14 protein-coding genes and 1 pseudogene are annotated in these 17,019 nt (G+C 70.2%); 8 read left to right on the forward strand and 7 right to left on the reverse strand.

From position 1 onward, the window contains the following. Positions 1-15 precede the first annotated feature (15 nt). Positions 16-1,176 (forward strand): DUF418 domain-containing protein, encoded by a 1,161-nt coding sequence (locus tag ACIBEJ_RS16085; protein WP_397183489.1) that lies wholly within the window; start codon positions 16-18, stop codon positions 1,174-1,176. Here the strand turns inward: ACIBEJ_RS16085 and ACIBEJ_RS16090 are convergent. The 3 genes and pseudogenes from ACIBEJ_RS16090 to ACIBEJ_RS16100 form a co-directional block, all read right to left on the reverse strand. After that, positions 1,139-3,760, reverse strand: coding sequence for a phosphoenolpyruvate carboxylase (locus ACIBEJ_RS16090; RefSeq protein ID WP_397183490.1), 2,622 nt, complete (start codon positions 3,758-3,760; stop codon positions 1,139-1,141). The genes ACIBEJ_RS16085 and ACIBEJ_RS16090 overlap by 38 nt on opposite strands. A gap of 68 nt (positions 3,761-3,828) precedes the next feature. Further along, the gene (locus tag ACIBEJ_RS16095; protein ID WP_397183491.1) at positions 3,829-5,394 is read right to left on the reverse strand and encodes a hypothetical protein; all 1,566 of its coding nucleotides are present in this window, start codon (positions 5,392-5,394) and stop codon (positions 3,829-3,831) included. Positions 5,395-5,594: 200 nt separating this feature from the next. Then, positions 5,595-6,356 (reverse strand): annotated as a pseudogene (locus tag ACIBEJ_RS16100) (ABC transporter ATP-binding protein); the annotation flags it as partial. 35 nt (positions 6,357-6,391) lie between these two features. Here ACIBEJ_RS16100 and ACIBEJ_RS16105 point away from each other — a divergent pair. From ACIBEJ_RS16105 to ACIBEJ_RS16115, 3 genes are all read left to right on the forward strand, one after another. After that, a complete protein-coding gene (locus ACIBEJ_RS16105; protein ID WP_397183492.1) occupies positions 6,392-7,978 on the forward strand; it encodes an acyl-CoA carboxylase subunit beta in 1,587 nt (528 codons plus the stop codon). Between the two features lie 100 nt (positions 7,979-8,078). Beyond that, positions 8,079-8,279 carry an acyl-CoA carboxylase subunit epsilon gene (locus ACIBEJ_RS16110; protein WP_397184315.1) on the forward strand — a complete coding sequence of 67 codons (201 nt, stop codon included), beginning with the start codon at positions 8,079-8,081 and terminating at the stop codon, positions 8,277-8,279. Positions 8,280-8,385: 106 nt separating this feature from the next. Beyond that, positions 8,386-9,330 (forward strand): NYN domain-containing protein, encoded by a 945-nt coding sequence (locus tag ACIBEJ_RS16115; protein ID WP_184957816.1) that lies wholly within the window; start codon positions 8,386-8,388, stop codon positions 9,328-9,330. Here ACIBEJ_RS16115 and ACIBEJ_RS16120 read toward each other — a convergent pair. Continuing rightward, complete coding sequence (locus ACIBEJ_RS16120) at positions 9,304-10,281, reverse strand: DUF5937 family protein (protein WP_397183493.1); 978 nt, start codon at positions 10,279-10,281, stop codon at positions 9,304-9,306. The two genes, ACIBEJ_RS16115 and ACIBEJ_RS16120, sit on opposite strands and share 27 nt — an antisense overlap. Positions 10,282-10,342: 61 nt before the next feature. Here ACIBEJ_RS16120 and ACIBEJ_RS16125 point away from each other — a divergent pair, with 61 nt between their 5' ends. Beyond that, the gene (locus ACIBEJ_RS16125; RefSeq protein WP_397183494.1) at positions 10,343-11,557 is read left to right on the forward strand and encodes an MFS transporter; all 1,215 of its coding nucleotides are present in this window, start codon (positions 10,343-10,345) and stop codon (positions 11,555-11,557) included. 1 nt (position 11,558) lies between these two features. Here ACIBEJ_RS16125 and ACIBEJ_RS16130 read toward each other — a convergent pair whose 3' ends face one another. Together ACIBEJ_RS16130 and ACIBEJ_RS16135 are read right to left on the reverse strand one after the other, a co-directional pair. Continuing rightward, complete coding sequence (locus ACIBEJ_RS16130; protein ID WP_397183495.1) at positions 11,559-12,455, reverse strand: cation diffusion facilitator family transporter; 897 nt, start codon at positions 12,453-12,455, stop codon at positions 11,559-11,561. Continuing rightward, the gene (locus ACIBEJ_RS16135) at positions 12,455-12,859 is read right to left on the reverse strand and encodes an ArsR/SmtB family transcription factor (protein WP_397183496.1); all 405 of its coding nucleotides are present in this window, start codon (positions 12,857-12,859) and stop codon (positions 12,455-12,457) included. Before ACIBEJ_RS16135 ends, ACIBEJ_RS16130 begins: the two co-directional genes overlap by 1 nt. Before the next feature lie 94 nt (positions 12,860-12,953). Between ACIBEJ_RS16135 and ACIBEJ_RS16140 the strand changes: the two genes are divergently transcribed. The 3 genes from ACIBEJ_RS16140 (at position 12,954) to ACIBEJ_RS16150 (ending at position 15,746) form a co-directional block, all read left to right on the forward strand. Then, positions 12,954-14,336, forward strand: a complete 1,383-nt coding sequence (locus ACIBEJ_RS16140; RefSeq protein ID WP_397183497.1) for a DNA-3-methyladenine glycosylase 2 family protein — start codon at positions 12,954-12,956, stop codon at positions 14,334-14,336. After that, positions 14,333-14,833, forward strand: coding sequence for a methylated-DNA--[protein]-cysteine S-methyltransferase (locus ACIBEJ_RS16145; protein ID WP_397183498.1), 501 nt, complete (start codon positions 14,333-14,335; stop codon positions 14,831-14,833). The genes ACIBEJ_RS16140 and ACIBEJ_RS16145 overlap by 4 nt, the downstream gene beginning before the upstream one ends. A 70-nt stretch (positions 14,834-14,903) precedes the next feature. After that, positions 14,904-15,746, forward strand: coding sequence for a hypothetical protein (locus ACIBEJ_RS16150; RefSeq protein WP_397183499.1), 843 nt, complete (start codon positions 14,904-14,906; stop codon positions 15,744-15,746). A gap of 52 nt (positions 15,747-15,798) precedes the next feature. Here ACIBEJ_RS16150 and ACIBEJ_RS16155 read toward each other — a convergent pair whose 3' ends face one another. Then, complete coding sequence (locus ACIBEJ_RS16155) at positions 15,799-16,956, reverse strand: MFS transporter (protein ID WP_397183500.1); 1,158 nt, start codon at positions 16,954-16,956, stop codon at positions 15,799-15,801. Positions 16,957-17,019: the final 63 nt, after the last annotated feature.

The raw sequence follows: 17,019 nt of genomic DNA on the forward strand, positions 1-17,019 counted from the left end.
CGTAGCGTCGAGGACATGACGACCACGGCGCCGGTCCTGAGGCGCATCCACGAGATCGACGCCGTCCGGGGCTTCGCGCTCGGCGGCATCCTCGTCGCCAACATCAGCTTCTTCGCCGATCCCGGACTGTCCGTGGCCATCTCCAGCCTGGAGTTCAACCGCGACCCGGTGAGCCTGACGGTCTCGACGCTCGTCCTGACGAAGTTCTACATCATCTTCTCGTTCATGTTCGGCTACTCCTTCACGATGCAGATGCGCTCGTGGGGCGAGAAGGTCAGGCCGAGGATGCTCCGCCGCTGCCTGGGACTGTTCCTGCTCGGCGTGACGCAGGGCATCCTGTTCTGGATCGGGGACATCCTCACGCTCTACGCCGCGCTCGGCCTGATCCTGCTGGCGCTGCGCAACGTCCAGCCGAGAACCGCCGTCAAGATCGGCTGCTGGATCATCGGCGTCATGTCGCTGATCTGGCTCATCCTGGCCGGGCTGACCACGCTCGACCCGACCGGAGCCGCGACGGTGCCGCCCGACCCCGCCGTCATGGCCGCCGCGGAGGCCCAGGTCACCGGCAGCCCGCTCAGCTTCCTGCGCTTCCAGCTCGAGACCTACCCGATGCTCGCCGCCTTCATCTGGATGGGCCAGGGCCCGATGGCTATGGCGCTGTTCCTGTTCGGCATGGCCGCCGGCAAGTCGCGGCTGCTGGAGGACCGCGAGCGCTGGGCGCGCCGCGCGCCGCGCATCCTGTGGATCGGGTACGGCGTGGGCCTGCCCGCGGCCGTCTTCTTCACCTGGACCACCCACCACGAGGGCGCCCTGCAACTCGTCGGCCTGGCGCTCAACAACATCCTGTCGCTGCCCCTGGCCGCCGCCTACGTCGTAACCCTCTTGCTGCTGGTGCGCCGCCTGCCCGCCATAGGCGCCGCGCTGGCGCCCGCGGGCAGGGCCGCCGCCTCCAACTACATCGGGCAGTCCGTCCTGCAGTGCCTCGTCTTCACCGGGTACGGGCTGGCGCTCGGCGGCAAGCTGGCGCCGATCGCGGTGATCGGCGTGGCCGCGGCCATCTACACGGTTCTGCTGCTGCTGAGCGCCTGGTGGATGCGCAACCACCGCTACGGCCCGATCGAATGGGGCTTGCGGAGGTTCACCCAGTATTCTGCAGACCCGCAGCCACTCCGTTGACCGACAGCAGGAGCAGCGTCGAGAGCCGCTCGGCCTCCCGCTCGGAGACCTCGCCCCTGCGCAGCGCGGTCAGCGCCCGGAGCTGAAGGTGTGACAGCGCGTCCACGTAGGGGTCGCGCAGTTGCACCGCCCGCGACAGAACCTTGCGGTTCTCCAGCAGCCGGGTGTGGCCGGTGACCTGCAGCACCAGCTTGCGGGTCAGGTCGTACTCGGCCATCACCTGCCCGGCGAAGTCGTCCCTGCCGCCGAGCGCCAGATAGCGCCCGGCGATCGAGCGGTCGGTCTTGGCCAGCGACATCTCGGCGTTGTCCAGCATGGCGTTGAACAGCGGCCATTCCTCGTAGGCCGCCCGAAGCTCCTCGATGGAGCCGACCGAGGCCAGCCCGGTGCCCAGGCCGTACCAGCCGGGCAGGTTGACCCGGGTCTGCGCCCAGGCGAACACCCACGGGATGGCGCGCAGGTCGTCCAGCGACCGGGGCGCCCCGAGACCGCGCCTGGCCGGGCGCGAGCCGAGCCGCAGCGAGCCGATCTCCTCCAGCGGGCTGACCAGCGCGAACCACTCCGGGAAGCCCGGGGCCTCGGTCAGCGCGCGGTAGGCGCCCTCGGAGGCGGAGGCCACCTGCTCGGCCAGCGTGCGGAAGCGCGCGGCGGCAGCGGCGGTGCGGCTGCCGTTGGTGGGCGAGGAGGCCAGCAGCACGGCGTTGGCCACCTGCTCCATGTGCCGCCTGGCGATCGCCATGTGGCCGTAGCGAGCGAAGATCACCTCGCCCTGCTCGGTCACCTTGAAGCGTCCCGCCACCGAGCCGGGCGCCTGGGCCAGCACCGCCCGGTTGGCCGGGCCGCCGCCTCGGCCGAGCGCGCCGCCACGGCCGTGGAACAGGCGCAGCCGCACGTCGTGCGCGCGGGCCCAGTCGGTGAGGCGTTCCTGGGTCTGGTAGAGCTTGAGCGTGGCCGCGGCGGGGCCGAGCTCCTTGGCCGAGTCGGAGTAGCCGAGCATGATCTCCATGCGCCGGCCGGTGTCGGCCAGCCTGGCCTGGACCTTGGGGATCTCCAGCATGCCGGTCAGCACGTCAGGGGCGTTGTCGAGGTCCTCGCCCGACTCGAACAGCGGCACCACGTCGAGCACCGGCGCCCGCATTCCGAGCGCCGCCTCCGCCAGCTCGTAGACGGCGGCCACGTCGGCGGCCGAACGGGTGAAGGAGACGACATACCTGGAGCAGGCGGTCACGCCGAAGCGCTCCTGGATCCAGGCGATCACCCGGATCGTGGACAGGACCTCCTCGGTGAGCGGCGACAGGGCGCCGCCCGCCCTGACCTCCGCCAGGGCGCTCGCGTGCACCTGCGAGTGCTGGCGGACCTCCAGCTCGGCCAGGTGGAAGCCGAACGTCTCCACCTGCCAGATCAGGTGCTGCAGCTCGCCGTACGCCTGCCTGGCGGCGTGCCTGGACAGCGACTCCTGGGCCAGCCTGAGGTCGGCCAGCAGCTCGGCGGGCGCGCGGTAGGCCAGGTCGAGGTCGCGCTGGTTGGTGGCCGCGATGCGCGCGGCGACGTACAGCAGCCACTGCCGGTGCGGCTCCTGCGGCGAGCGGGTGGCCAGCTCGGAGACCAGGTCGGGGTGGGCGTCCTCGGCGGCGGAGATCGCCGAGCGCAGCTCGCGCGAGGGCGCGGCGTAGTGAGCGTTGGCGGTGAGGGTGCGGGCGATGCGGGTGGTGGCGGTCTCCAGCGCGGTGAGCACGTGCTCGGCCTGGATGAGCACCGCCTCGCGGGTGACCTTGGCGGTCACGTTGGGGTTGCCGTCGCGGTCGCCGCCGATCCAGCTCCCGTAGCGGATGAACGGCCGCGCCAGCGGCGACCTGGTCCCGGTGCCCTCTCCGAGGGCGGCGTCCAGTGACCGGTAGACCTGGGGCACCACCCTGAACAGGGTCTCGTCGAAGGCGGCCATCGCGGTGCGTACCTCGTCGAGCGGGTCGAGCTTGGTGTCGCGGAGCTGGGCGGTGCGCCAGAGCAGGTCGATCTCCTCCAGCAGCCGCCGCAGGCTCTCCTCGCGCTCGGAGGCGCCCCTGCCCGGCGAGTTGTACTCGGTGAGCTGGGTGCTGACGCGCTGGATGGTGGTCACGACCGCACGCCGGCGCGCCTCCGTCGGGTGCGCGGTGAGCACCGGATGCAGCTCCAGGTCCTCGACGAGCTCCTGCACGCGCGCGGTGCCGAGCTCCTGTACGGCATGCGCCAGCGACTCCTTCAGCACCTCGCCCTCGGCGTCGCGGTCCCGGAGCGTCCTGATGCGGTAGTGCTCCTCGGCCAGGTTCGCCAGGTGGAAGTAGCAGGTGAAGGCACGGGCGATGAGCACCGCCCGGTCAATCTCCCACTCGGCGACCATCGCCGCGATCGCGTCGCCCGAGGTCTCGCCCCTCCTGGCGGCGATCACGGCCTTGCGCAGCCGCTCGACATCGGCAAGCAGGTCCTTGCCGCCCTGCTCGGCGATCACGTCGCCGAGCAGTCTGCCGAGCAGTTTCACGTCTCGGCGGAGCTCGTCTGGCATCTCGACGACGGCGGCGCGGCGGCGTTCAACTGCCTGGTCAGTCATGTTTCGAAGGGTACAGAGTGCCCGTGAACACGCGCAGACCGGTCTCACCTAATGGACTAGACCACTGCTCACGTGGGACGGGACACCGCGGCCAGCACCTCGGGCATGCGCGCGTGGCCCACCGTGGCCGCCAGCCTCCGCCCGAAGTACTCCACGGCGAGGCCGTACGGCACGGCCGCCAGGCTCACCCACGGCAGCCCGAGCAGCACGGGCAGCACCAGCGGCAGGCTCAGCCCGCTGATACCGATCATGGCGGCGAACGACCCGGCGAACGCCTGCCCGCCCTGGCCGGGAGCGGCGCCGGTGAAGGCGTTGAGGCGGTCGGGCACGGTGTACGGCAGGATCACGCTGGTCATGGAGGCCACGCCGAGGCCGACGCCGTACACGCCCCATGCGGTCAGGACGGCGGGCAGGATCGACGACGGCGTGCCCGCGAACAGCGAGACGCCCACGGTCATGAGCGCCAGCAGGGGCAGCGCGACGAGCGCGCCGGCCAGGTGGCGTCCGGCCAGGTCGATGCGCAGGCCGCGCTCGTCGCCGAACGCGACCGTGTTCATCCACAGCGAGCGGCCGTCGATGCCGAAGGCGTTGCACGACTGCAGCGCGAGCATCAGCGCGCCGAGGCACGCGGGCCCGATGACCAGCGGCAGGCTGATCTCTCCGCCGGGCTGGCCGGTGATCGAGAAGGCGATGACGCCGGTGACCACGATCGAGGCGAACCAGCCGACGCGGAAGCGCGGGTCGCGGCGGATGTACTTCAGCTCCTTGGTGACGACGGCGGCGAGCGGTCCGTCGGGCAGGAAGCGGTCGACGATCCCGCTGGAGCGGCGCACGCTGGCCGACTGGGTGGAGGCGTCGGCGGTGACGAGCGCATGGGCCAGCGCCTTGATCCAGAGCCAGCCGATCACGACGACGAGCGCCGCGACGACGAGCAGTTCCGCCACTCCGACCAGGCCGCCGTCGGCGATGGCGTGGGCGGCGAGGCCCGGCGGCGTCCACCTGAGGACGGCGGCGGCGCCGGTGATGAGGCCGACCGGGTCGCCGAGCCCTCGGTTGGCGATGAGGTTGGGCAACTGGAACAGCAGGATCGCGAAGATCGCCGCAACGGCCAGGGCGTCCCGGCCGCGGCGCGAGCGCAGCGCGCCCGACAGGGCCGTGGTGATCAGCCTGGAGGTGACCAGGCAGAGCGCGAACTGCAGGAACACCGCCACGACGCCGACCAGCACGCCGCCGATGCCGCCGGCCAGCCCCACCAGCGCGCCGATCGTGATGATCAGGGTGGCGGCGGGCCAGACGCCGGTGGCGGAGGCGGCGAACATGCCGACGGCCAGTTGGCCGGTCCGCAGCGGGAACAGCGAGAGCCTGGCGGGGTCGAGGGTGTCGTCGAGGCCGAACGCCAGCAGGGGGACGATCGCCCAGCCGATCCAGAACATCGTGAACGCCAGCACGGCCAGGTCGGTGGCGATGGCGGGCTCGGCCAGCCGTAGCAGGCTCATCAGCAGGAACCCGAGCGCGGCCACGAACACCGCGGCGAGCAGGGTGAAGACGAAGCCGAGCTTGCGCGCGAGGTCACCGCGCAGGTTTCCGGCGACCAGCCGCAGCTTGAGCCGCGCGAACAGCAGCGCCGTGCTCACCGCTCACCCCCGGGAACTTCCTCCACGCCCGCAGCACCGGCGCCCGCGCCCGCCCCGCCCGCACCTGCACCCGCCGCGCCCGCACCCGCTGCACTGGCGCCCGCAGCGCCCGCACTCGCACCGCCCGCACCCGCCGCGCCTGCGCCCGCGGCCCCCGCACTCCCGCCCGCAGCACTCGCGTTCGCGCCCGCTGCGTTCGCGCTTGCTGCGCCGAGCCAGGTCAGGCCGGTGTCGCCGGTTCGCTTGGGGCCGCCGACGAGGTCGAGGAAGGCCTGGTTGAGCGTACGGTCCCCGCGTACCTGGGCCAGCGGGCCCTGGGCCACGATGTGACCCGAGCTCATCACCGACACCCAGTCGCACAGCCGCTCCACCAGGTCCATGACGTGGCTGGAGAAGATGACGGTCGAGCCGGAGGCGGTGTAGCGCTGGAGCACGTCGGTCAGCGTGTTGGCGCTGACCGGGTCGACGCCCTCGAACGGCTCGTCCAGGAACAGGACCGAGGGGTTGTGCAGCAGCGCGGCGGCCAGGCCGATCTTCTTGCGCATGCCGGTGGAGTAGTCGACGACGAGCTTGTCGGCCGCCTCGCGCAGGTCCATGACGCCCAGGAGTTCCTCGGCGCGCTGCTCGACCTCGGCCATGGGGATGGCGCGCAGCCGTCCGTTGTAATGGAGCAGCTCGCGGCCGGACAGACGCTCGAACAGCCGCAGTCCCTCGGGCAGCACGCCGACCCTGGCCTTGACCTGGACCGGATCGCGCCAGACGTCCAGGCCGTCGATCACCGCCCGGCCGCCGTCCGGACGCAGCAGCCCGGTGATCATGCTGAGTGTGGTGGTCTTGCCCGCGCCGTTGGGACCGACCAGGCCGGCGAAGCTGCCCGCCGGCACGACCAGGTCGACTCCCGCCACCGCGATCTGCTGGCCGTACCGCTTGAAAAGCCCCTGTGTGCGAACCGCCTCCGTCATGGAACCAGCGTAGAAGGAGGGATTAACCTTCTGGCATGAGTGCCGCTGAGGAATTGCCGGAACTGCCGGACATTCACACCACCGCTGGTAAGATCGCCGACCTTGATCGCCGGTTGGACGAGGCCGCGCACGCGGGGTCCGCGGCGGCGGTGGAAAAGCAGCACGCCAGAGGCAAGATGACCGCGCGGGAGCGGGTTCTCGCGCTTTTGGACGAAGATTCGTTCACCGAGTTCGACGAGTTCGCGCGGCACCGTTCGACGATGTTCGGACTGGAGGGCAGGCGGCCCTACTCCGACGGAGTGATCACTGGTCACGGCACGATCGACGGCCGCCGGGTGTGCGTCTTCTCACAGGATGTGACCGTTTTCGGGGGCTCGCTGGGTGAGGTCTACGGCGAGAAGATCGTGAAAATTCTGGATATGGCGATCAAGACCGGTTGCCCGATCATCGGGATCAACGAGGGCGGCGGCGCGCGTATCCAGGAAGGCGTGGTCGCGCTCGGCCTCTACGCCGAGATCTTCAAGCGCAACGTGCACGCCTCGGGCGTGATCCCGCAGATCTCGCTGATCATGGGCGCGGCGGCGGGCGGGCACGTCTACTCCCCCGCGCTGACCGACTTCGTGGTCATGGTCGACCAGACCTCGCACATGTTCATCACCGGGCCGGACGTCATCAAGACAGTCACCGGCGAGGAGGTGACCTTCGAGGAACTGGGCGGCGCCCACACGCACAACACCAGGTCGGGCGTGGCCCACTACCTGGCCTCCGACGAGGACGACGCGCTGGAGTACGTGAAGGCGCTGCTGTCGTACCTACCCTCCAACAACCTGGACGAGGCGCCCGCCTACGAGGCGGCGGACGGCCTGGAGCCCGACCCCGAGCTCGACACGGTCATCCCCGACTCGGCCAACCAGCCCTACGACATGCACGTGGTCATCGAGCACGTGCTGGACGACGGGGAGTTCCTGGAGGTCCACGCGCAGTTCGCGCCCAACATCGTGGTGGGTTACGGGAGGGTGGACGGCCATCCGGTGGGGGTGGTGGCGAACCAGCCGATGCATTTCGCCGGATGCCTCGATATCAACGCATCAGAGAAGGCCGCACGATTTATCCGAACATGCGATGCATTTAATATCCCGATCGTGACTTTTGTTGATGTGCCGGGATTCCTGCCGGGCACCGATCAGGAATGGAACGGCATCATCCGGCGCGGCGCCAAGCTCCTCTACGCATACGCCGAGGCCACCGTCCCGCTCGTCACCGTCATCACCCGCAAGGCGTACGGCGGGGCCTACGACGTCATGGGCTCCAAGCACCTCGGGGCCGACATCAACCTGGCCTGGCCCACGGCCCAGATCGCGGTGATGGGCGCGCAGGGCGCCGTCAACATCCTCTACCGGCGCGAACTGGCCGCCGCCACCGACCCCGATGCCGAGCGTGCCCGGCTCGTCACCGAATACGAAGACACGCTGGCCAATCCGTATATCGCAGCCGAACGCGGATATGTCGACGCCGTCATCCGCCCAGCCGACACCCGCCCGCAAGTGGTGAAGGCCCTTCGCGCCCTGCGTAACAAGCGCGCCTCGCTGCCACCGAAGAAGCATGGGAACATTCCGTTGTGAGCGAGCTAGAACCACACAGTGATGGATCCCGCAGCGGAGTGAGGACATCCATCACAACCGCGAGCGAAGAGAGCAAACCGGCACTGTGAACGGCACTGTGATGGAACCACTCCTGAAAGTCGTCCGGGGCGATGCGACCCCCGAGGAGATCGCGGCTCTGGTCGCCGTTCTGGCCACGCGGCAACCGGAACCCGCACGTACGCCGGGCCGTAACACCGAAACATGGCGAAACCCAGCCCGAGCCATGCGTAGGCCACTCGTGCCAGGGAAGTCGGCTTGGCGGTTGAGCGCCCTACCCTAGATGGATCCCTGGAATCGGGTGTCAACTTCCCCGAGAGTTGGGACTATCTAGAAAAGTAGGCGTATATAGTCAGCCGATCAACTAAGGCCGCGGCCTGGAGGACGACATGCCCATCCCAGACCTCACGCCGCATCCTGTGGCAGCGAAGTACGCCGTCCTGGTGGATGTCGGTTATCTGTATGCCGCCGCAGGTGAAGTGCTGCTTGGCGCGAAGGAACGCAAGGAATATCGGGTTGCGGCGGATGAGCTCATCCAGAGCCTCCAGAAACATGCAATGGAACGTATTTCCGGGGAACTGCTGCGGATCTATTGGTATGACGCCGCACGCGACCGAGTGCCCACCGTCGATCAGCGAGTGATCGCCCAGTTGCCCTGGGTGAAGGTACGGCTGGGCAACCTCAACGCCCGAGGCCAGCAAAAAGGTGTGGACGCCCAGATCAGGAGCGACCTTGAAGCGCTGGCCAGGCATCACGCGGTGACCGACACGATCCTGCTGGCGGGCGATGAGGACATGGTGCCCGCCGTCGAGGCCGCGCAGGCCTACGGAGTGCGGATCCACCTGTGGGGCGTCGAACCCCCTTATGGCACCAACCAGGCCGAGCGCCTCGTGTGGGAGTCCGACACCGTTGAAGTGATTTCTGCTGATTTCCTGAGACCGTTTTTCAGCCGCGCTCCCCAGCCCGTCCCGGTCACCCCACCGGCCGCCGCGCCGTCGCCCGCCACCGTCTTCGCCGGTCGGCCCGCGACCCCGAAGCCGCAGGTCAAGCCCGGCCAGGTGGCCAAGCTCGGCCCGTCCAGGCCGCGGGTGGAGGACGTGGGCGAGCACGTGGCACAGAAGTGGATCCTGACCCGTGGCCGCGACAACATCCGCGACCTGCTGCCGGGGCCGATCCTGCCCACGGTCATCGACACCGAGCTGCTCATCGAGGCGGAGAAGGAGCTCGGGCACTCGCTGCGCCCCTACCCGGAGGCGCGCGTGTGGCTGCGCGACGGGTTCTGGGCCCGGGTCTACCGGGAGTTCGACCTAGGCGTGGGCGTCTCCAGCAAGTAGGGCCTCGGCGACAGCCGTACGGGCATAGAGGACGTAGCGGCCGGTGCGGTGCGCGCTGCACAGACCGGCCCGGCGCAGCGCGGTGAGGTGCTGGCTCGCGCCGGGCTCCGACAGGCCGGTGCGGACGGCCAGCTCGCGGGTCGAGGCGGGCTGGTCGAGCGAGGCCAGCAGGCGGGCGCGGGTGCGGCCGAGCACGGCCGCCAGCGCCTGCGGCGGGTCGTGCTCGCGGTGCTCCCACAGCGTGGCGATGCCGCGCGGCGAGTAGCGCAGCGTCGGCTGGAACGGCGGCACGGTGATGGAGAAGATCCGCGGCCAGGTGAAGACCGACGGCACCAGCAGCAGGCCGCGGCCGTCGAGCGTGCGGGTGCCGTGGCAGAACCGGTGGTCGAGGCGCAGGCGCTCGCCCTGCCAGCGCACGTTCTCGTCGAGGCCGGTCAGCATGCCGCGCACGCCGTCCTGGGCGAGCAGCTTGGCGCGGTAGAGCACGTCACCCTCGCACAGGCTGCGGATGCGCGGCCAATAGGGGGCGATGGCGGCGGCCCAGTACGCCCTGATCTCGTCGGCCAGGCGGGCCAGTCCGGTCGCCGGGTCGTCGTGGAGCGCCTGGACCCTCGGGGTTCGCGGGCCGCCGTAGCGCCAGGCGTCGAGCTGGTCGCGTACCTCGTGCGCGGCGGCGAGCAGTCCGGCCAGCTCCAGCTCCAGGTCCGGCACGGCGCTGGCGGGCGGCGGGCTGATGAAGCAGACCAGGGAGACCGTCGGCACCGGTACGAGGTCGGACAGCAGTTTCCAGTCCACGTCGGCCAGGCGGCGGCGTACCCGCTCGGCCCAGGGACGGTTGAGGCCGGTCGGCTCCTTGAGCACGCGGACGCTGGCCACCACCTCCCAGAGCGGGGAGATCGCGAAGCGGGTGTTGGCCACGTCCTCGGCGGTGAAGGAGAGATCGAGGGTCATTCGATTCGCTGCTCACTTAATCAATCGCGTCGATGGACGGTAGTTCACCATCGTGGGCGGCGTGAAGACAACCTCGTTGCTGCTCGAACCCGGTTTCCGCAACCTGTATCTCGGCTCGGCCGTGAGCGCCTTCGGGGCCCAGGTCGGATATGTCGCCCTGCCGCTGCTGGCCGTGACCACGCTGCGCGCCGGCCCCGGGCAGGTGGGCCTGCTCAGCGCGCTGGCCACGATCTCGGTGCTGGTCGTCGGGCTGCCCGCCGGGGCGTGGATCGACCGGATGCGCAAGAAGCCGTTGATGATCGTGGCGGATTGGGCGCGGGCCGTGCTGCTGGCCTCCGTGCCGGTGGCGGCGTGGCTGGGCGGGCTGACGATGGAGCACCTGTACGCCGTGGCCGCGCTGACCGGCGTCGGCACGCTCTTCTTCGACGTGGCCGCCCAGAGCCTCGTGCCCAGGCTGGTCGGCAGGGAACGGCTGACCGAGGCCAACTCGCTGCTGGTCGGCACCAACGCGGCCATGGACATCTCCGGCCGCAGCTTCGCCGGTGTGCTCGTCGGCGCCGCGGGCGCACCCGCCGCCGTGCTGCTGAACGCGGCCGGGTACCTCTGCTCGGCGCTGTTCCTGCGCGGGGTGCCCGCCGTGGAGACCCCGCCCGCCCGCGGCCCGCGGCCCCGGCTCACCAGGCAGATCGCCGAGGGCGTGCGCTTCGTGCTCGGCCACGCCACGCTGCGTCCGATCGTGCTGCAGGGCGCGATGACGAACCTGGGCTTCCCGCTGTACTCGGTGCTGCTGCCGGTGCTCGTCGTCTCGCAACTCGGCTACCCCGAGTGGGTGCTGGGCCTCTACCTGGCCGTGGGCGGCGTCGGCACGCTGGCCGGTTCCGCCACCGCCCACCACGTCGGCGCCCGCCTCGGCCGCGGCCGTGGCGTGTGGGTCGTCAGCCTGGTCACGACCCCCGCCTCCCTGCTGGTCCCGCTGCTGGACGGCGGCCCGTGGATCTGGGTCTCGGCCGCCGCCTGGTTCGCGCTCACCTACCGCACCGGCCTCAACAACGTGCTGCTCGTGAGCTTCCGCCAGCGTGTGACGCCCGACGAGATGCTCGGGCGCATGAACGCCACCATGCGTCTCGTCCTCATGGGCGCCGTGGGCATCGGCGGTCTGCTCGCGGGCCTGATCGGCGAGCTGTGGGGCGTGCGCGCCGCGCTCTGGGCGGGCGCGCTGTTCATGTCGCTGAGCTGGGTGCCGATCTTCTTCTCGCCGCTGCGCGCCGAACGCTGAGCTACCAGCCGATCTCGTCGCAGCCCTTGTGGTTGGCGGGCTCCACCTGAAGCGTCGCGTGCGCGACCCCGTGCCGGGCGCGCAGCACGTCACGAGCCTGATCCAGTACGGCGTGGCTGCGCGACTCCTCGGCGACCAGGTGCGCGGTCGCCACGTGCATGCCGGAGGTGAGCGTCCACAGGTGCAGGTCGTGCACGTCCTCGACGCCCTCGATGGCGGCCAGGTCGCCCGCCACCTCGTCGGCGCTCATGCCCTCGGGCACGTGCTGGCCGAGCACCGCGAAGACCTGCCTGCCCAGTCCGAGCGCCCGGACGGCGACGAACGCGCCGATGGCCAGCGCCACGATCGTGTCCCAGACGGGGTTGCCGGTGGAGGCGACCAGCCAGCCGGCCACGATGACGCCGACGGAGCCGGCGGTGTCGGCCATGACCTCCAGGTAGGCGCCCTTGACGTTGAGGCTCTCCGAGGCGCCGCTGCGCAGCAGGAACAGCGCGACCAGGTTGATCAGCAGTCCGATGGCGCCGACGATCATCATCGGGCCGGTGGAGATCTCGGCCTGCTCGCCGATGCGGCCGATGGCCTCGGCCACCACGTAGACGGCGACGCCGATCATCAGCACGACGGCCAGCAGCGAGGCGAACACCTCGGCCCGGTAGGAGCCGTAGCTGCGCCGCCCGGTGGTGTCCGGTCTGCTCGCGATCCGCGTGGCCACGAGGGCGGCGCCGAGCGTCACCACGTCCGCGGCCATGTGGCCGGCGTCGGACAGCAGCGACAGCGAGCCGGTGATCAGTCCGAAGACCAGCTCGACGACGAAGAACGAGCCGATCAAGACGAAGGAGACGACCAGCCGCCAGCGGTGCCTGGCGCCCGCGTGGCCGTGCCCGTGACCCGCTCCCATCAGTCGTTCCCCCCACGCTCGGGATGAATGGCCTGCGTGTGGCCAGTATGAGCGATCGCCAGATCAAGCAGCATCCGCACGTGCGCGTCCTCCAATCGGTAGTAGGCCATCCGGCCGGCGCGGCGTACCGCGACGACCCGGTGCGCACGCAGCAGCCGCAGGGCGTGGGAGACGGCAGATTCGCTCTGGCCCGTCACCGCGGCGAGGTCGCACACGCACAGTTCGCCATCCAGGAGGGCCAGCAGCAGCCGCAGCCGGTTGGGGTCGCCGAGGAGCCCGAACACCTCGGCGGTGTCGACGAGGTCCTCCTGCTCCGGCATCCGCGAGCGCACGGATTCCACGCGGGGCGCGTCCACGACCCTTACCGTGCAGCCATCTATCTGCACCTCTGAATAGCTGTTCATATGTTAAGGTTAGCCGAAATGGTCATCTTCCTGTCAATGCATACGTCCGATTTCCGCCAGTCGCCAATCCCTTCCGGCACATACCGTCGATGACATGGCACCTGTAGAGCTCGACTTCGACTCCTGCTACCGGGCGGTCTCCGCACGGGACGCCCGGTTCGACGGGCGCTTCTACACCGCGGTGAAGACGACACGCATCTACTGCCGGCCGATCTGCCCCGCGCGCACGCCGTCCTCGCGCAACGTGCGCTTCTACCGGCACGCCGCCTCCGCCGAGGCCGCCGGATTCCGCCCCTGCAAGCGCTGCCGGCCCGAGCTGTCCCCCGGCGACCCCGGCTGGGACCTGCGCGGCGACCTCATCGGCCGCGCGCTGCGCCTCATCGACGACGGCGCGGCCGACGACACCGGCGTGGCCGGGCTGGCCAAGCGGCTGCACATCACCGAGCGGCACCTGCACCGGCTGTTCGTGACCGAGCTGGGGGTCGGGCCGCTGGCCGTGGCCAGGACCAGGCGGCTGCTGCTGGCCAAGCAGTTGCTGACCGAGACGGGGCTGCCGGTGACGGAGGTGGCGTTCGCCGCGGGGTTCGGCAGCGTGCGGCAGTTCAACGCGACCATGCGGGAGACCTACGGCTTCACGCCCAGCGAACTGCGGGCCACCGCGGGGCCCAAGGCCGAGTCGTCCGCCGCCGGGTTGCGGCTGCGGCTGCACCGGCGGGAGCCGTACGACGTGGAGGGCATCTTCGCCTTTCTGGCCAGCCGGGCGATTCCCGGCCTGGAGAGCGTGGACGGGCTCACCTACACCCGGCTGGTGCCCGGCGGGACGCTGACGCTGTCGCCGGGGCCGGGCGTGTTCCACCTGGACGTCCAACTGGACGACACCCGCCAACTGGCCCGTGTCGTGGCGCGCTGCCGGCGGCTGCTCGACCTGGACGCCGACCCGGACGCGATCGCCGCCGCCCTGGGCGCCACCTCCCTGGAGCCGCTGGTCGCGGCCCGTCCCGGGCTGCGGGTCCCCGGCACGTTCGACGGCTTCGAGCTGGCGGTACGCGCCGTCGTCGGCCAGCAGATCTCGGTGGCGGGAGCGCGTACGCTCCTGGGCCGGATCGTCGCACGGCACGGACCGCTGTTCCCGGACGCCACCGTCCTGGCCGAGGCCGACCTCGACGGCCTGGGCTTCACCACCCGCCGCATGGCCACCATGAAAGACCTCGCCGAACGCGTCGCCGACGGCCGCATCGACCTCGACGGCGGCCAGGAGCCCGCGCACGCGGTGGCCGAGTTGCTGAAGGTGCCAGGTATCGGCCCGTGGACCGCGGCGTACATCGGCCTGCGGGCGCTGCGCGACCCCGACGCCTGGCCCACGGGCGACCTCGTCCTCAACAAGCGCATGGCCGCCCTGGGCATCCCCGCCGACCACATCGACCGCTGGCGACCGTGGCGCGCCTACGCCGCCCTACACCTGTGGAGCTCCTCATGATCGAAGCCCAGGTCCTGCCGACCCCGGCCGGCCCACTGTCCGTGTTGGCCCGCGACGGCGTCCTGGTGGCCGCCGGCTTCACCGCCGACCCCGTGGAGATGTTCACCCGCCTGTCCCCGTCCCTGCGGACGGAGGGCCTGGACGTGGTGGACGACCTGGCCGAGATCACCCGCCGCACGATGGCCTACTTCACCGGCGACCTGACGGCCATAGACACCCTCCCCGTCTCCCAGCCGGGCACCCCCAAGCGCCAGGCTCTACACAAGGCACTACGCGAAGTACCCCCCGGCACCACCGTCACCTACGCCGACCTGGCCGAACGCGCCGGCCTCCCCCGCACCGCCGCCCGCGCCGCCGGCTCCGCCTGCGCCCAGAACCTGATCGCCCCCTTCGTCCCCTGCCACCGCGTACTGCCGGGCAGCGGCGGATATGGCGGCTATTACTACGGCACACCGGTGAAGGAGTGGCTCCTCACCCACGAGTCCCCAAAGATCTGAAACTCTCCGTCATCCGACTTCAACAGTCAGTAATCTTTGCTTCATGCCGTCATTGGCTCACGAGTCCCTCGTGGACTTGTTCAGAAACCACCCCCTCCTCGCTCCCACACTGGCGAGCGCGCACGGCGTGGTCATCCCCTCCTACGACCAGGTCTGCTTGGAGTCGGGCGACTTTCCCGACGTCAAGCCAACCGAGTACCGCGCCGACACCGTCATGGTGCTTCGGCTCAGAAAGAAGGCAGAACTCGCTGTCATCGTCGAGGTCCAGTTGCGCCACGACCCCCGCAAGGAGTGGTCGTGGCCCGTTTACATGACGACACTGCGCGCCCGGATGAAATGCCCGGTCGTCCTCCTGGTCGCCTGCCCCTGCCCCGTAACCACCAAGCGGTACAGGGAGCCGATCCTCCTGGGGCATCCGGGCATGACCTTGGTCCCCATCATGGTGGGGCCGGAGTCGGTGCCCGTGGTTACCGACGTTGCCGAGGCACTCAAACAGCCGGAGCTCACGACGCTGTCGGCCATCATGCACAGCCAGACCTCGAACGCCGCCGTCGCGCTCGAGACGTTCCGGCAGATGCTCTCGTCCATGCCCGCTGATCAGCGGCCCGTCTACTGCGACGCGGCACTCGGCGGACTACCCTATGAAGTATCCATCGCGTTCTGGAGGGAACTCATGTCCGCGGGAACCCAGAAGTTCAAGAGTCCGATCATGCAGGAGTTCCAGGCCGAGTGCGTCGCCAAGGGCATGGCCAAGGGCGAAGCGGAGTCCATCGTCAAGGTCCTGCGCAGCCGCGGCCTCGAGGTCACGGCAGATGCCGAGCACCGCATCCTGAACTGCGATGACGCGGAGCAGCTCGATTCCTGGCTGACCGGTGCCATCACCGTGAGCCATACGGACGAGCTCTTCGACTGAGCGTAGAAAAGATGCGGGCGGCCCCGGGTAGGGGCCCTCCCGCACCTTGGCTTCAGGCGGGTGCCAGGGCTTGGCGGCGGGACTGCAGGCCGGCCGCGGCGGCTACTGACAGGCCGATGAGGCCCAGGAGGGCGGCGGTCCAGGCGAGTGAGGTGTAGCCCAGGCCGGCGTCGATGGTGAGGCCGGCGGTGAAGGAGCCGATGGCGTTGCCCACGTTGAAGGCGCCGATGTTGGCGGCCGAGGCCAAGGTGGGGGCGCCTGCGGCGGCGTCCAGGACCCTGGTCTGGAGGGGTGGGACTGTGGCGAAGGCGGCCACTCCGAACAACGTGATGGCCACCACGAAGGCGATCTGGTTGCCGGCCAGCCAGGCGAGCGCGACGGCGAGCAGGGTCAGGGCGGCCACGGAGCCGTAGATGGCGGGCATCAGGGCACGGTCGGCCAGTTTGCCGCCGACGATGTTGCCCACGACCAGGCCCACGCCGAACAGGGCCATGACCACGGGCACCGCGCCCGGGGAGAAGCCGCCGACGCCGGTCATGATCGGGGCGATGAAGGTGATCACCGCGAAGACCGGTGCGAAGCCGAACACGGTCATGGCCAGGGCGAGCCATACGCCGCCCTTCTTGAACGTCGACAGTTCGGTGCGCAGGCTCACCGGCTGGCGTTCCTGGCGGGGCACCAGGGCGAGGACTCCGGCCAGGCCGACGACGCCGATCACGACGACGACCCAGAAGGTGGCGCGCCAGCCGTACGCCTGCCCGATCCAGGTGCCGAGCGGGACCCCGAGCACGTTCGCGAGCGTCAGGCCGGTGAACATCAGCGCGATCGCGCTGGCCCGTTTCCGCGGCGCGACGAGGTCGGCGGCGACGACGGCGCCGACGCCGAAGTACGCGCCGTGCGAGAAGGCGGCCAGCAGGCGGCCGGCCATGAGCACGCCGTAGTCGGGCGCGAGGGCCGACAGCAGGTTGCCGGCGATGAACAGCACCATCAGCGCGATCAGCATGGTCTTGCGTGACCACCGGCCGCCGAGCATGGTCAGCGGCGGGCCGCCGACGGCGACGCCGAGCGCGTATCCGGAGACGAGCAGGCCGGCGGCGGGGATGGTGACCCCGAAGTCGCGCGCCAACTCGGGGAGCAGGCCGTTGATGATGAACTCGGTGGTTCCGATGCCGAAGGCGCTGATCGCGAGTGCGAACAAGGCGAGAGGCATAAGATATCCCTTGGACGACGTTAGTGGGCGCATGCATTAGTTGCATACGCCGACTATGTGAGC

The organism is Nonomuraea sp. NPDC050790 (assembly GCF_044456745.1).
Taxonomy (GTDB): Bacteria; Actinomycetota; Actinomycetes; order Streptosporangiales; family Streptosporangiaceae; genus Nonomuraea.